The sequence below is a fragment of the Terracoccus luteus genome, assembly GCF_003635045.1.
Classification (GTDB): Bacteria; Actinomycetota; Actinomycetes; order Actinomycetales; family Dermatophilaceae; genus Terracoccus; species Terracoccus luteus.
Map to the genome: position 1 here is coordinate 3,400,963 of NZ_RBXT01000001.1, position 14,217 is coordinate 3,415,179.

The 14,217-nt window shown below is 72.7% G+C and carries 13 protein-coding genes; 7 read left to right on the top strand and 6 right to left on the bottom strand.

The window, feature by feature from the left end; all coding sequences use genetic code 11:
* Nucleotides 1-4: 4 nt before the first annotated feature.
* The 4 genes from DFJ68_RS15330 (at nt 5) to DFJ68_RS15345 (ending at nt 3,803) form a co-directional block, all read left to right on the top strand.
* The gene (locus tag DFJ68_RS15330) at nt 5-1,141 is read left to right on the top strand and encodes a LacI family DNA-binding transcriptional regulator (protein WP_245963686.1); all 1,137 of its coding nucleotides are present in this window, start codon (nt 5-7) and stop codon (nt 1,139-1,141) included.
* Between the two features lie 217 nt (nt 1,142-1,358).
* Nucleotides 1,359-2,039 carry a hypothetical protein gene (locus DFJ68_RS15335; RefSeq protein ID WP_245963687.1) on the top strand — a complete coding sequence of 227 codons (681 nt, stop codon included), beginning with the start codon at nt 1,359-1,361 and terminating at the stop codon, nt 2,037-2,039.
* Nucleotides 2,040-2,134: 95 nt separating this feature from the next.
* Nucleotides 2,135-2,938, top strand: coding sequence for a signal peptidase I (locus tag DFJ68_RS15340; protein WP_121034480.1), 804 nt, complete (start codon nt 2,135-2,137; stop codon nt 2,936-2,938).
* Nucleotides 2,931-3,803: a LamG domain-containing protein gene (locus DFJ68_RS15345; RefSeq protein WP_121034481.1), complete on the top strand. Its 873-nt coding sequence runs from the start codon at nt 2,931-2,933 to the stop codon at nt 3,801-3,803. The genes DFJ68_RS15340 and DFJ68_RS15345 overlap by 8 nt, the downstream gene beginning before the upstream one ends.
* Before the next feature lie 54 nt (nt 3,804-3,857).
* On the opposite strand, the gene DFJ68_RS15350 is transcribed toward DFJ68_RS15345, so the two are convergent.
* The 6 genes from DFJ68_RS15350 to purU all read right to left on the bottom strand — a co-directional run bounded on the left by DFJ68_RS15350 (nt 3,858) and on the right by purU (nt 10,896).
* A complete protein-coding gene (locus DFJ68_RS15350) occupies nt 3,858-4,556 on the bottom strand; it encodes an amino acid ABC transporter ATP-binding protein (RefSeq protein ID WP_170165867.1) in 699 nt (232 codons plus the stop codon).
* A 92-nt stretch (nt 4,557-4,648) separates the two neighbouring features.
* The gene (locus tag DFJ68_RS15355; protein ID WP_121034483.1) at nt 4,649-5,434 is read right to left on the bottom strand and encodes an amino acid ABC transporter permease; all 786 of its coding nucleotides are present in this window, start codon (nt 5,432-5,434) and stop codon (nt 4,649-4,651) included.
* A gap of 36 nt (nt 5,435-5,470) precedes the next feature.
* Entirely contained in the window at nt 5,471-6,340 is an 870-nt protein-coding gene (locus tag DFJ68_RS15360) for an ABC transporter substrate-binding protein (RefSeq protein ID WP_121034484.1), read from the bottom strand.
* A 297-nt stretch (nt 6,341-6,637) separates the two neighbouring features.
* Nucleotides 6,638-7,165: a hypothetical protein gene (locus tag DFJ68_RS15365; RefSeq protein WP_121034485.1), complete on the bottom strand. Its 528-nt coding sequence runs from the start codon at nt 7,163-7,165 to the stop codon at nt 6,638-6,640.
* A 248-nt stretch (nt 7,166-7,413) separates the two neighbouring features.
* Nucleotides 7,414-9,897, bottom strand: a complete 2,484-nt coding sequence (locus DFJ68_RS15370; RefSeq protein ID WP_121034486.1) for a GcvT family protein — start codon at nt 9,895-9,897, stop codon at nt 7,414-7,416.
* A gap of 87 nt (nt 9,898-9,984) precedes the next feature.
* Nucleotides 9,985-10,896 carry a formyltetrahydrofolate deformylase gene (gene purU, locus DFJ68_RS15375; protein ID WP_121034487.1) on the bottom strand — a complete coding sequence of 304 codons (912 nt, stop codon included), beginning with the start codon at nt 10,894-10,896 and terminating at the stop codon, nt 9,985-9,987.
* 320 nt (nt 10,897-11,216) lie between these two features.
* On the opposite strand from purU, the gene DFJ68_RS15380 reads away from it, so the two are divergent.
* The 3 genes from DFJ68_RS15380 (at nt 11,217) to DFJ68_RS15390 (ending at nt 14,142) form a co-directional block, all read left to right on the top strand.
* Complete coding sequence (locus DFJ68_RS15380; protein ID WP_121034488.1) at nt 11,217-11,582, top strand: bifunctional 3-phenylpropionate/cinnamic acid dioxygenase ferredoxin subunit; 366 nt, start codon at nt 11,217-11,219, stop codon at nt 11,580-11,582.
* Nucleotides 11,579-12,904, top strand: coding sequence for an NAD(P)/FAD-dependent oxidoreductase (locus DFJ68_RS15385; RefSeq protein WP_121034489.1), 1,326 nt, complete (start codon nt 11,579-11,581; stop codon nt 12,902-12,904). The genes DFJ68_RS15380 and DFJ68_RS15385 overlap by 4 nt, the downstream gene beginning before the upstream one ends.
* Before the next feature lie 74 nt (nt 12,905-12,978).
* Entirely contained in the window at nt 12,979-14,142 is a 1,164-nt protein-coding gene (locus tag DFJ68_RS15390; protein ID WP_121034490.1) for an aromatic ring-hydroxylating oxygenase subunit alpha, read from the top strand.
* Nucleotides 14,143-14,217 lie beyond the last annotated feature (75 nt).

Here is a 14,217-nt window from a genome sequence, read left to right on the forward strand (position 1 = left end):
CATCGTGTACTCACGTCAAGCCATCCAGGCCCCGGCGACCAACGAGGAAGACAACGATGTCATCACGACGGGCGGTCACCCGGTGACCGCCGCACCCCCCGGACCACGCGCCGGCGGTGTCCGGCCCCCCGGCACGGCGCGGGCCACGATGAAGGACGTCGCCGCCCTGTCCGGCGTCAGCCTCAAGACCGTCTCCCGGGTCGTCAACGACGAGCCCGGGGTGTCGCCCGACCTGCGTGAGCGGGTCCGCCGGGCGGCCTCGCGCCTCGACTACAGCCACAACGTGCAGGCCAGCAACCTGCGGCGCAGCGACCGGCGGACCGGCACGGTCGGGGCGTTGCTGCAGGACGTCGGCAACAGCTTCTCGGCCGCCCTGCTGCGTGCGCTCGAGGACGTGTCGCGCGAGCACGCCACCGCCGTCCTGGCGGCGAGCCTCGACGAGGAGCCTGACCGCGAGCGCGAGCTGGCCCGGGGCCTCGTCGCGCGCCGCGTCGACGGGCTCGTCATCATGCCCGCGACCGAGCGGCAGGACTATCTCGCCCACGAGCTGCGCTCGGGGCTCCCCGTCGTCTTCGTCGACCGCGAGCCCCACGGGGTCGAGGCCGACTCGGTCACCGTCGACAACGCCCTGGGCGGCGAGCTCGGTGCGCGGCACCTGCTGCGTCGGGGCCACCGCCGCCTCGCCTTCCTCAGCGACCTCGTCAGCATCCAGACCGCCGAGCGGCGTCGGGCCGGGTTCCGCCGCGCGGTCTCGACGGTCGCGGGCGCCGAGGTGGTCGAGCGCACCGACCTGCGCACCGCCGCGGCCGCCGAGCGCGAGGTGCTCGGCCTCTTCGCGAGCGGCGACGGACCCACGGCGGTCTTCGCCGGCCGCAACGAGATGGCCGTCGGCGCGGCGCGGGCGCTGCGCTCGCTCGGCCTCTCGCACCGCGTCGCCCTCGTCGGGTTCGACGACTTCCCTCTCGCCGACCTGCTCGACCCGGGCCTGACGGTGGTGCGCCAGGACGCCGCGAGAATCGGGTCGGAGGTGGGCCGGCTGCTCTTCCAGCGGATCCAGGGGGATGCCGGGCCGCCCCGGCGCATCGTGCTCGAGCCGACGCTCGTCGAGCGCGGCTCGGGCGAGATCCCGCCCTCGGACTGAGGGTCCGGAACTGGTCGACCCCGGCGGGTGCGGCGGGTGCGGCGGGTGCGGGCAGCTCGGCAGGCAGCTGCGCGGACCGAGGCCCGGCGTGCACCCGGAGAAGTCGACCACCCGTAGGGGTGTTGACCGCATATATCCGTTTTGTACAGTTTACGGGTATTGCGAACTGCTGCACCCCACGCCGTGACCGAACCACGGCCCTCATCAGGAGACGCTCGTGAGCCACCAGCAACCCACCCACCCCGCCGACCCCTCGCCTCGACCGCGCCGCCGACGCGGTGGACTGCTCGCCGTCCTGACCGGGCTGGTGGGCGTCGTCATCCTCGCCCTGTCGATGAACTCCACCGTCGCAGCGTTCACGGCGTCGATCACCAACTCCGTCAACAGCGCCGGCGCCGGCACCCTGATCATGCGGGAGCAGAACGCCGCCGGCACCGTCACGTGTCTCAGCACCGACGGCGCCGCCAACAACGTCACGAACAACGCCGCCACCTGCACGACGATCAACAAGTACGGCGGCGCCACGACCGTCGTGCCCGGTCAGACGGTGTCGACGACCGTCACCATCACCAACGTCGGCACCGCACCGGCGTCGACGTTCACCCTCGCGCCCGGCACGTGCACGCAGTCGGGCAACGTCACCGGCAGCGCCACCGACCTCTGCTCCCGCCTCGGCATCGTCATCACCCAGACGGTCGGAGGCACCTCGACCACCGTCAGCCCGGCCAGCTCGACCCTTGCCACCCTCGCCACCGCCGGGCCCATCACCCTCAGCTCGCCCGTCCCGCCGAACACGACGATCACGTTCACCTTCGCGGTGACGCTGGCCGCCGCGGCCGGCAACACGTACCAGGGCCTGGCCGCGTCGCAGCCCCTCGTGTGGACCTTCACCTCCTGAGGCGGCGCCCCCCGCGTCATCGCGGCGTCCGGTCGGACCCGGGCGGCAGCGCCGCCCGGGTCCGACCGTCTGCGCTCCCGTTCGTCGCCGGCGCGGTGGCCGTCGCCCTCGTCGTCCTCACGGTCGGCGCGGCGGCGGCATGGCGCCTCTCGGGCGGTCACTACGCGGTCATCGTCACGCCCTCCATGGGTGAGGCGGCGCCCGTCGGCACCCTCGTCCTCGTGCGCGCGGCCGAGGTCGACGCGGTCCGGCTGGGGGACATCGTCACCTACCGCCCTCGCAACCTGCCGGACCAGCTGGTGACCCACCGGGTCGTCTCGCGTGACGACCGCGGCCACCTCCACGTCCAGGGCGACCTCAACGGCTCCCCCGACCCGCTTCCCGTCGGTCAGGACGATCTCGTGGGCGTCGTCTCGGCGTGCTGGTACGGCGTGGGTTGGCTCGTGCGTGCTGCGCCGGTGCTGGTCCTGGGCTGGCTGGCGATCATGCTGCTGAGCGGCCGTCTCGTGCGACCCCGGTGGCGCTCGACTGTCCGGGTGCTCGGCACCTGCCTGCTCGTCGCGGTCACGTCCCTCGTGCTGCGACCGCTCGTGGCCCCGGTGATCCTCGGGGTCACGACGTCCGAACCCGCCGCGCGGACGGCGACCGCGAGCGTCGTCTCCGCCGGGCTGCTCCCGAGCCGTGTGGTCGGCGCGGACGACCGGTACGCCGACGTCCGGCTCGGTGAGACGGCGGCCCTGCCGGTCGTGTCCACGGCCCCCGGCTCGCCGATGACGGTGAGCGCGAGCGCCCACCTCAGGGGATGGTGGCTGCTCGCCGTGACGCTCTGCTGCCTCGCCCCACTGCTGTGGACCAGCACGGTGGGTCTGGCGCAGGACGGGCGGTCGACCCGTGGCTGAGCGTTTCGCGCCGGCGCCCCGCACCCGTCGGCGGCCACGCGCCATCGTCGTCGCGTGCGCGTCGGCGGCGGTGGCCCTGGGTGCACTGACCCAGTCGACCCCGCTGTCGACCGCTGCCTTCTCGGCCTCGGTCCGCAACAGCACCAACACGATCGGCACCGCGGCCTCGTTCACCACCGCCACCTGCGCCGGTGTCTACCGCGCCTCGGCCCCGGCCATCTGGTACCGCCTCGACGAGCTCACCGGCACGGCCGCCACCGACTCGTCGACCGCCGGCACCCGCACCGGGACCTACCAGGGCAGCCCCACGAAGGGGGTTCCGACCGCGTGCCCTCGCGACACCGGGTACGCGGTCACGTTCAACGGCAGCACCGACTACGTCAGCTACACGACCGCTCTCTCCACGCCGCTGACCTACAGCGCCGAGCTGTGGTTCCGGACCACGACGAACCGTGGTGGTCTGCTCGTCGGCTTCGGGGCGTCACCCACGGGGCTGTCGACCGACGTCGACCGCATCCTGTACCTGACCAACTCGGGCCAGGTCGTCTTCGGGGTCAACACTGCGCTCAAGAATGCGATCACCAGCCCGGGCACCTACCGCGACGGCGCATGGCACCACGTCATGGCCACCGCCGGCCTGAACGGGCTCCGCCTCTACGTCGACGGCACCCAGGTGGCGTCGTCGGCCCTCACCCTCAGCGTGACCTTCACCGGCGCGATGCGCGTCGGCTTCGACAACCTGGCCGGGTGGCCGTCCGCGCCGACGAGCAACTTCCTCGCCGCCACTCTCGACGAGGTGGCCGTCTACAACAAGACGCTGACGGCGGCCGACGCCGCGGCGCACTACTCAGCCGGGCAACCCTGAGAGGGATGCCGGTCGCCCCCCGAGGCGACCGGCATCCTTCTCATCGTGGGTTGTTCAGAGCACCTGCGACAGGAACCGCTGCAGGCGCTCGCTCTCCGGGGCCTCGAAGACCCGGCCGGGCTCACCGGACTCGACGACGCGGCCCTCGTCCATGAAGAGCACCTGCTGGGCGACCGAGCGGGCGAACCCCATCTCGTGGGTGACGACGAGCATCGTCATGCCCTCCGACGCGAGCTGCGCCATGGTGGCGAGGACGCCCTTGACGAGCTCGGGGTCGAGGGCCGAGGTGGCCTCGTCGAAGAGCATGACCTCGGGCTCCATCGCCAGCGCCCGGGCGATGGCGACCCGCTGCTGCTGACCGCCGGAGAGCCGGCCCGGGCGCACGCCGGCCTTGTGCTCCAGGCCGACCCGCTCGAGGTGGCGCAGGGCGTGGGCCTCGGCGTCGCCCTTCGACAGGCCCTTGAGGTGGGTCAGGCCGAGGGTGACGTTGGCCAGCACGGTCTTGTGCGGGAAGAGGTTGAAGTGCTGGAAGACCATGCCGACGCGCTGGCGCAGCCGGTCGGGGTCGTCGGTCAGTACGCTGCGGCCGCCGAGCAGGACGTCGCCGCGGTCGGGCTCGATGAGCCGGTTGACGACGCGCAGCAGGGTCGACTTGCCCGAGCCCGAGGGCCCGATGACGCACGCCGTGGTGCCGGCGTCGACGTGCAGGTCGATACCCCGGAGCACCTGGTTCGCGCCGAAGGCGAGGTGCACGTCACGGGTGGCGACGGAAACCCCTGTGACGCGGTCGGATCCGCCCGAGGCGACCGGCTCGTGATCGGGGGTGGAGGCGGGCGTCGAGGTGGTCACCGGGTCTCCTGCGTCAGGGTGAGGGGGTCGGCGGGGGTGGCGCGCTCGGTGGGCTCCGGCGCCTCGCCGCGGTCGGCGCGACGACCGTCACGCAGTCGCCGGTCGATGGCGTTGACCGCGTGGGTCAACGGGACCGTGATGGCGAGGTAGAACAGGCCGGCCAGCACGAGGGCCGACTGGTTGCCGCTGTTGGCGGCGGAGTCCTGCCCGATGCGGAAGAGGTCACGCTGGCTGGCGAGCAGCCCGAGGAAGTAGACGAGCGAGCTCTCCTTGATGAGCGCGATGAACTGGTTGACGAGCGCCGGCAGCACCCGCCGCACCCCCTGCGGGATGACGACGAGGCGCATGCCCGAGGTGCGGCTCAAGCCGAGGGCCCGGGCTGCCTCGAGCTGGCCCTGGTCGACGCTCTGGATGCCGGACCGGAAGATCTCGCCGATGTACGCGCTGGCGATGAGCGACAGGGCGAGGATGCCGAGCGGGTAGGGGTTGGTGCCCCAGATCTGCAGGCCGACGGGTGAGAGCCCGACGCCGATGAGCAGGATGGTGACCGCCGCCGGCAGACCGCGGAAGACGTCGGTGAACACTCGAGCAGGCCACCGCAGCCAGCGCCGGCTCGAGAGCCCGCACACGGCGAGCACCATGCCGAGCACCGTGCCGATGACGCCCGAGCAGATCGCGAGCAGCAGCGTGTTGCGCAGCCCGACGGTCAGCAGCTCGGGCAGCGCCTCGCGCATGGCGCCCCAGTCGAGGAACGTCTCGCGCAGGGTGTTGAGGATGTCCATGCCGTGTCCTTCGCGGTCGGTCGGCGGCGGATGCCGTCAGGGCGCGGTCGTCGAGGACGCCGCGGCCGCGGAGGAGGCGCCCTTGCCGCTGCCGGGGACGAAGTCGGCGGGGATCTCACGGCTCGGGTAGTACTGCTTCTGCAGCTTCGCCCACGTGCCGTCGGCGACGACCTCGTCGATGCCCGTGTTGATCGCCTCGCGCAGCGCGTCGTTGTCGGGCGCGACCGCGTAGGCGATGCCGCCGGGGTCGAGCTGCTTGGCGACGGCCTTGATCTTGCCGCCGGAGTCGCCGGCGGTCTTCTCGCCGATCTCGGCGGGGGTGATCCACGCGTCGGCGGTGCCGGCGCGCAGCTGGTTGAGGGCCGCGTTGTAGTCGGGGACCCGCACCGGGTCGAGGTTCTCGCGGGTGGCGTAGTCGTCCTGCACGGTGCCCTGCACGACGGCGACGCGCTTGCCGGCGAGCTGGTCGAACGAGGTGATGGCCGAGTCGGCCGGCACGTCGAGGCCGAGGAAGCCGAAGTCGTACTTGTTGGTGAAGTCGACCGTCTTCTTGCGGGCCTCGGTGATGCTCACCGACGACGACCCGATGTCGAACTTGCGGGTCTTGACCTGGGCGAGCAGCGAGCTGAACTCGGTGCCGACGAACTCGACCTTGAGGTCGAGCTTGGCCGCGACCGCGGTGAGCAGGTCGTTGTCGAAGCCGGTGAACTTCCCGTCCTTGAGGTAGACGTTCGGCGGCGCGTCGGTGAGCGTGCCCGCGCGCAGCGTGCCCGGCGTCTGCAGGCCGTACGGGTTGGTGGCGTCGGCGGTGCCGGACCCCGCGTCGGACCCGCCGCCGCAGGCGGTCAGGGCGAGGGCGACGACGGCGCCGGAGGCGAGGGCCAGGGAACGGGAGCGCAGGGTCATGGTGTCCTTCAACGGGTGGCGGTCGGGGCGTGCGGGATGGGCGGGGCGAGCGCCGACGGGCGCCCGGGCAGCGACGAGGGGCCGGCCGGATGCCGGGGGGCAGGCTCGGGGTGACGGCGGCGACGGCGTCGGTCGGACGGGGCGGGATGAGGCCCGCCGGTCACGTCAGGACGTTATAGGAACTAAAACGTCAGGTGATAATCGGTCCGACCGGTGAGTGTCTCACCCCAGGTCGACGGCGTCGGCATCCGCCCCGATGAGCCTGGCCGGTATCGCCGTGACGGGTGCGATCGGCGGTCAGCGGCGTGAGCCGCCGACCTCGGGCCAGGGCCACTCGACCTCGACGGATCCGCCCACGGCCAGCGCCTGCCACCGGGTCGAGAGCTCGTCGAGGTCGGCCAGGGCGAGCTCGAGGTCCCGGGTGTCGAGGTCGCCCTCGGGGAGGGTCGAGGTGGCCGCGGCGTGGGCGGGGTCGGGGGCGAGTCCTCGCCGGCGCAGCCACACCGGCAGCACCGCGGACGCCAGCTGCTCGGAGCGACCGATCTGCGTCCCGCGGGCGCGGTTGCGACGCTCGACCCGCCTCGCCCAGGCTCGGGTGCGCTGCTCCTGGGTCGGTACGAAGGTCCACGCGTTGCCGCCCGCGGCCAGCTGCCCGAAGATGCCGTCGCGCAGGCCGAACCGGTGCTCGACGACGAGGTGGACGAGATCGTGGGGCACGAGGTCGTTCCACCCGGGAGCGGGGCTCATGAGCAGGTCGGTGGCGAGCTCGCGGTGGACGCGCACCTCGTAGCGGCGCACCCCGATACGGGCGAAGACGACGAGCATCCCGTCACCGTAGGAGGGCAGGACGGGGCGGCGCGCGCTCTTTTCCGGGCCACGGCGCGGTTCCGGACAGCGCTCGGTGGCCGCACCCGTCCGGAACCGGGCCGCGGCTGGATTCCGAGCAGCGCGTGCACCTTTCCCGCCACGGCGCGGTTCCGGACAGCGCTCGGCGGTCGCGCCCGTCCGAAACCGGGCCGCGGCGGGATTCGGGGCAGCGGATGCCGGCCCGCCCGGCTCGCGCGCCCCTGACCTCAGCCGCGCAGGCGCGACATCGACGGGTCGTAGACCGGCTCCGCGGTGACGGTCGCCTTGACGGCATCCCCGAAGTACTCGATCTCGACGGCGTCACCCTCCTGCACCGACGCGGGCAGGTAGGCGTAGGCGATGGGCTTGCCGATCGTGTAGCCGAACGCGGCGCTCGTGACGTAGCCGACCGCCTCGCCGTCGACGCGCACCGGCTCCTTGCCGAGCACGACCGACCGGCCGTCGTCGACGGTGAGGCAGCGCAGCCGTCGGGTGGCGGTCTGCTCCGAGCGGCCCTCCAGTGCCTCCTTGCCGACGAACGCCTCCTTGGTCGCCTTGACCGCAAAGCCGACCCCCGCCTCGAAGGGGTCGTGCTCCGTCGTCATGTCGGCGCCCCACGACCGGTAGCCCTTCTCGAGCCGCAGCGCGTTGAACGCCGAGCGGCCGGCCGCGACGACGCCGTGCGCCTGACCCGCCTCCCACAGCACGTCCCAGAGCCGCTGGCCCAGGTCGGCCGAGGTGTAGATCTCCCAGCCGAGCTCGCCGACGTACGACAGCCGCATGACGGTGACGGGCACGCCGCCGATGGTGGCCTTCTTGAGCCGGAAGTACTTGAGCCCGTCGTTGCTGAGGTCGTCGTCGCAGATGGAGCCGACGAGGTCGCGGGCGAGCGGCCCCCAGAGCCCGATGCAGCACGTGCCGCCGGTGATGTCGCGCACCTGCACCCACTGCGACGGGTCGGCCTGTCGCTGGTGGCGCGCCTCGCGCGTGAGGTGCACGAGGTCGAGCTGGCCGTTGGCGCCGACCTGGTACGTCTCGTCGTCGAGGCGGGCCACCGTGATGTCGCTGCGGATGCCGCCCGCCTCGTCGAGCAGGAGCGTGTAGGTCACGGCCCCGGGCTTCTTCGAGACGTCGCCGGTGGTCAGCCGCTGGAGCAGCGCCTCGGCTCCGGGCCCCGAGACCTCGAGCCGCTTGAGCGGGGTCATGTCGTACATCGCCACCGCGGTGCGGGTCTTCCACGCCTCGGCCGCCGCGATCGGCGAGTAGAAGCGCGAGGCCCATTCGTCGCGGGGCACCGGCTGCCACTCCTCGGGCAGCTGCTCGACGAGGGGGGCGTTGGCCTCGAACCAGTAGGGCCGCTCCCACCCGGCGCCCTCGAGGAAGCGCGCGCCGAGCTCGCGGTGCCGGGCGTGGAAGGGGCTGACGCGCAGCCCGCGCGGCGACTCCTTCGGCTGGTGCGGGTGCAGGATGTCGTAGATCTCGACGAAGTTCTGCTGCGACGTCTCGCTGACGTAGGCCTTGGTCGTCTGCACGTCCTCGAAGCGGGAAAGGTCGAGCTCGGCGAGGCTGACCTGCGAGCGCCCCGTCGTCAGCACCTCGGCGACCGCGCGGGCGACGCCGGCGGAGTGGGTGACCCACACCGCCTCGGCGACCCAGAACCCGTCGACCGTCGGCGACTGCCCGACGACCGAGCCGCCGTCGGGGGTGAACGAGAAGATGCCGTTGAAGCCGTCGTCGACCTGCGCCTCGCGCAGCGCGGGTAGCAGCGACTGCGAGGCCTCCCACGCCGGCGCGAAGTCGTCGGCGGTGAAGTCGAGCCGCGAGGGCATGTGGTGCTCGTCGACCTCGTCGGGGGTGCGACCGAGGTCGGCGGCGACGACGGGCATCGGACGGTGGCCGTAGAACCCGATGCCGTAGCGGTCGCCGTGCTCGCGGTAGTAGAGGTCCTGGTCCTGGTGGCGCAGGATCGGCAGGGTCGCCCCGTTCGGCACGTCGGTGCGCCCGGCGAGCGCGGGCACGGGAGTGGTCTTGACGTACTGGTGCGCGAGCGGCAGCAGCGGCACGTCGAGCCCGACCATGGCGCCGATCTCGACGCCCCAGAAGCCGGCGCACGACACGACGACGTCGGCGGGGACGACCCCGTCGGGCGTCTGCACGCCGGTGACGCGACCGTCGGCCTGCTCGATGCCGGTGACGGGCGTCGAGCCGAGGTAGGTGACGCCGGCCTCGGTCGTGCGCTCGATGAGCAGCTGGACGGCGCGGGCGGCGAGGGCGAGCCCGTCGGTCGGGATGTGCAGGCCGCCGAGCACCTGCTCGCGGTCGAGCAGCGGGTAGAGCCGCAGGCACTCCTCCGTGTCGACGAGGCGGGCGTCGACGCCCCACGACGCGGCGTAGCCGGCCTTGCGCCTCAGCTCGGCGACGCGCTCGGGGGTGGTGGCGACCTCGAGGCCGCCCACCTGGTCGAAGCACGAGCGCCCGTCCTTCGTCAGCGACAGCAGCTTCTCGACCGTGTACTGCGCGAAGAGGGTCATCGCCTTCGACGGGTTGGTCTGGAAGACGAGACCGGGCGCGTGCGAAGTCGAACCACCCGGCATCCCGAGGGGTCCCTGCTCGACGACGGTGACGTCGGTGTGCCCGCGGGCCACCAGCTCGTCGGCGAGGTTGGTCCCGACGATGCCGGCGCCGATGATGACGATTCGTGGTGCGGCCATGGTGATCGAGCCTTTGCTGTGGTCGGGGGCGGTGGTCGGGGCTGTGGTCGGGGGCGAGGCAGGCAGGACGGGGCAGGCGGTCCGACGTCAGCGGAAGATGACGGTGCTCGAGCCGTGCAGCAGCACGCGGTGCTCGCAGTGCCAGCGCACGGCGCGCGAGAGGGCGAGGCACTCGGCGTCCTGGCCGACGGTGGCGAGGCGGTTCGGGTGGTGGCCGTGGTCGACGCGGATCACCTCCTGCTCGATGATCGGGCCCTCGTCGAGGTCGGGTGTCACGTAGTGCGCGGTGGCGCCGACGAGCTTGACGCCGCGCGCGTAGGCCTGGTGGTAGGGCTTGGCGCCCTTGAACCCGGGCAGGAACGAGTGGTGGATGTTGATGGCCCGCCCCTCGAGCGACCGGCAGAGGTCGTCGGAGAGGATCTGCATGTAGCGGGCGAGCACGACGAGGTCGATGTCGTGCACGGCGACGAGCTCGAGCAGCCGCGCCTCGGCCTCGGCCTTCGTCGCCGCCGTGCTGGGCACGTGGACGAAGGGCAGGCCCGCCGCCTCGGCCATCGGGCGCAGGTCGGGGTGGTTGGAGACGACGAGGGCGATGTCGCCGCCGAGCGTGCCCGCGCGCCAGCGGAAGATGAGGTCGTTGAGGCAGTGCCCGAACTTCGACACCATGACGAGCAGCCGCGGCTTCTCCTCACCGTGGAAGGCGAACGTCATGCCGAAACCGTCTGCGACGGAGGCGAACTCGCGCTCAAGGGTGGGCACGTCGAGCACGTCGTCGGCCGCGAAGGCGGTGCGCAGGAAGAGGGTCTCGCGCTCGCTGTCGTCGAACTGGTGGTGCTCGACGATGTCGAGCCCGTGCTCGAGCAGGAAGCTCGTGACGGCCTGGACGATGCCGGGGCGCTCGCGGCACGTGAGCGTCAGCACCCCCCGCGGGCGACCGGATGCCGCGGGGCCGGCAGCCAGGGGTGCGCTCAGGGTGGCGGTGGCGGAGTCGGTCGGCACGAGGCCTCCTCGGGATTGGTATCCATCTAATATATTTGGCCGGACCGTACACGCCTGTTCCGAGGGCCGTCAACGGGTCGACCCGCCGGGTGGACGCGGGGTGGACGCGGGGTGGACGCGGGGTGGTCGACCTCTTGACGCCGCCACCGCCGAGCCGTCATCGTTGCGCAGAACGCACGCAGTCGCACTGGATGCAACGACGCACCGCAGTGAGCACCGGCTGGCCGGGCGCCGCCCCACCACGATCCGCACCTGCTTCTCCCGCCTGTCTGCACCTCGTCTGCACCCGTCGACCCGTCGATCCCAGGAGTCCGCGAGCCATGTTCCCCGCCTGTGCACGCTCCGCCATCGAGCCGGGAGAGGGGCTGCGCATCGACGCCCCGGAGACGGACGGCATCCCCATCGCGGTCTTCCACACCGAGGACGGCGAGTTCTTCGCCGTCGACGACACGTGCACCCACCAGGACGCCTCGCTCGCCGACGGCTGGCTCGAGGGGTGCGAGGTCGAGTGCCCGCTGCACGCCTCCCGCTTCGACCTGCGGACCGGCCGGGTCGACGCCCCGCCGGCCAAGGTCGGCATCCGCACCCACGAGGTCACCGTCACCGACGACACCGTCTACGTGACGATGTCGACCGAGGCCCCCAACCTGCCTCCCGGGGTGCGTCCCGGCGCGACCGCCTCATGACGACGGCGCAGGCCCCCACGCCCACCGGCCCCGAGCACGTCGTCGTCGTCGGCGCCTCCCTCGCCGGCCTGTCGACCGCGCGGGCCCTGCGCGCCCGGGGGTTCGCCGGGCGGCTGACGGTCGTCGGCGACGAGCTGCACCGCCCGTACGACCGCCCGCCGCTGTCGAAGGAGTTCCTCGGCCACCTGCACGCGCAGGTCGAGCTCTCCCTCGAGGCCGAGGACGAGAACCTCGACGCCACGTGGCGGCTCGGCGAGCGGGCCGTCGGCCTGACCCCCCTGCCCGGCGGCGGTGCCCGCGTCGAGCTCTCGGGCGGCGACACCGTCGAGGGCGACGGCGTCGTGCTCGCCACCGGCGCGTCGGCCCGCTGCACGCTGCCCGGCGTCGGGCTGCCGGGGGTGCACGTGCTGCGCACCCTCGACGACGCCGTCGCGCTGCGGGCCGCGCTGCACGCCCGTTCCGACGACGGCGGCCGCGTCGTCGTCGTCGGTGGTGGCTTCATCGCCTCGGAGGTGGCGGCCACCGCCAGCGGGCTCGGATGCCGGGTCGCCCTCGTCGTGCCCGACGCCCTCCCCCTCTCCGCCGCCCTCGGCCCCCTCGCCGCGTCGGTCACCCGGCTGCACGCGGAGCACGGCGTCGAGGTCGTGGGCCGGGCCCGCGTCGTCGGCGTGCGACCCGCGGATGCCGCGGACGCAGCGGGGGTGGCGGACGCGGCCGAGGGCCTCGTCGTCGAGCTCTCCACCGGTGAGAGGGTGCCGGCCGCCACGGTCGTGCTCGGCGTCGGCGCCGACCCGACGACCGGCTGGCTGCGCGGCTCGGGCGTGACCCTCGACCCGGCCGCCAAGGGCGCGGTGCGCTGCGACGGCACCGGTGCCACCGACGTGCCCGGCGTCTACGCGGTCGGCGACTGCGCGGTGTGGTTCCACCCCGGCCTCGGCCACCACCACCCGGTCGAGCACTGGACCTCGGCGAAGGAACGCGGCGCCGTCGTCGCGGCCGCCCTCACCGGCGCCGACCGGCTGCCGCCCTCCCGGCCGCCGTACGCGTGGTCGGACCTGTACGGACGACGGCTGCAGCTGGCCGGCTACACCTTCCTCGCCGACGACCTCGAGACCGGAGGCGAGCTGCAGGACGGCGCGACCCTCGACGACGCCTCCTTCACCGCGGTGTTCCGTCGCGGAGGCGAGACCGTCGCCGTCGTCTCCCTCGACCAGCCCCGCGTCTTCGCCGGCATCCGTCGGCGCCTCGCGGACCCCGCGCCCGTCACCGCCCCGGCGGTCCCGGCGGTCCCGGCCGACGCGACCGTGGCCACCCCCGCCTGACCCGCTTCACCCCTGGACCGGGCCCACCGGCATCCGGACGCCTCCGACACCACGCCCGCGAAGGAGCCCACCCCATGACCATCACCGAGCCCACCGTCGACCCGGCGATCCTCGAGCACGCCGGCGAGTCGATCTCGGAGAGTCTCGTGCGCACCCTGCCGGGGAGCGCGTACTCCTCCCCCGAGGTGTTCGCCCGCGAGCAGGAGCGCATCTTCGAGCGCATGTGGTTCTGCGCGGTGCGCTCGAGCGAGCTGCCCAAGCCGGGCGACTTCAGGACGGTGCAGGTCGGCCGCGAGAGCATCATCGTCAGCCGCAACCGCAAGGGGGCGGTGCGGGCCTTCTTCAACGTGTGCCGCCACCGCGGTGCGCGGGTCTGCAGCACCGACGGCGGCACGGGTGCCCGCTCGTTCCAGTGCCCGTACCACGCGTGGACCTACGACCTCGACGGCAAGCTCATCGCCGCCCCCAACCTCACGAAGATGCCCGACGTCGGGCGCGAGCAGTACGGGCTGCACACCGCCCACGTGCGGGAGTGGCTCGGGTACGTGTGGATCTGCGTCGCCGACGAGGCGCCCTCGTTCGAGGAGACCGTCATGAGTGCGGTGCGCAGCCGGCTCGGTGACATCGAGTCGATCGACCACTACTCCGTCGACACCCTCGAGGTGGGCAAGCGGATCGTCTACGACGTCAAGGCGAACTGGAAGCTCATCGTCGAGAACTTCATGGAGTGCTACCACTGCGCGACCATCCACCCCGAGCTGACCGAGGTGCTGCCCGAGTTCGCCGACGGCTTCGCGGCGCAGTACTTCGTCGGTCACGGCGCCGAGTTCGGCTCGGACGTCAAGGGTTTCACCGTCGACGGGTCCGAGGGCGTCGACCGGCTGCCCGGCGTCACCGACGACCAGGACCGCCGCTACTACGCCGTGACGATCCGCCCCAACGTCTTCGTCAACCTCGTGCCCGACCACGTCATCTTCCACCGGATGATCCCGATGGCCCCCGACCGTACGATCGTCGAGTGCGACTGGCTCTACCTGCCCGACGTCGTCGCCTCGGGTGTCGACCTCGAGAAGTCGGTGCGCCTCTTCGACCTCGTCAACCAGCAGGACTTCGACGCGTGCGAGCTGTGCCAGGCCGCGACCGACTCGTCGAAGTACGCCGACGGTGGCGTGCTCGTGCCGAGCGAGCACCACATCGCCGAGTTCCAGGCGTGGGCCACCGAGGCGGCCGCTGACTGACACCTGGTGCGGTCGACTGCGGTCTGGTGGCGGTGTGCGGGCGTCGTGAGGATGCCGGGTGGCGGTCACGGGGTG

Coding starts and splice junctions, on each gene's coding strand:
- DFJ68_RS15355 (WP_121034483.1), bottom strand. CDS start 5,434: ATGGACATCCTCAACACCCTGCGCGAGACGTTCCTCGACTGGGGCGCC.
- DFJ68_RS15360 (WP_121034484.1), bottom strand. CDS start 6,340: ATGACCCTGCGCTCCCGTTCCCTGGCCCTCGCCTCCGGCGCCGTCGTC.
- DFJ68_RS15365 (WP_121034485.1), bottom strand. CDS start 7,165: ATGCTCGTCGTCTTCGCCCGTATCGGGGTGCGCCGCTACGAGGTGCGC.
- DFJ68_RS15370 (WP_121034486.1), bottom strand. CDS start 9,897: ATGGCCGCACCACGAATCGTCATCATCGGCGCCGGCATCGTCGGGACC.
- DFJ68_RS15380 (WP_121034488.1), top strand. CDS start 11,217: ATGTTCCCCGCCTGTGCACGCTCCGCCATCGAGCCGGGAGAGGGGCTG.
- DFJ68_RS15385 (WP_121034489.1), top strand. CDS start 11,579: ATGACGACGGCGCAGGCCCCCACGCCCACCGGCCCCGAGCACGTCGTC.
- DFJ68_RS15390 (WP_121034490.1), top strand. CDS start 12,979: ATGACCATCACCGAGCCCACCGTCGACCCGGCGATCCTCGAGCACGCC.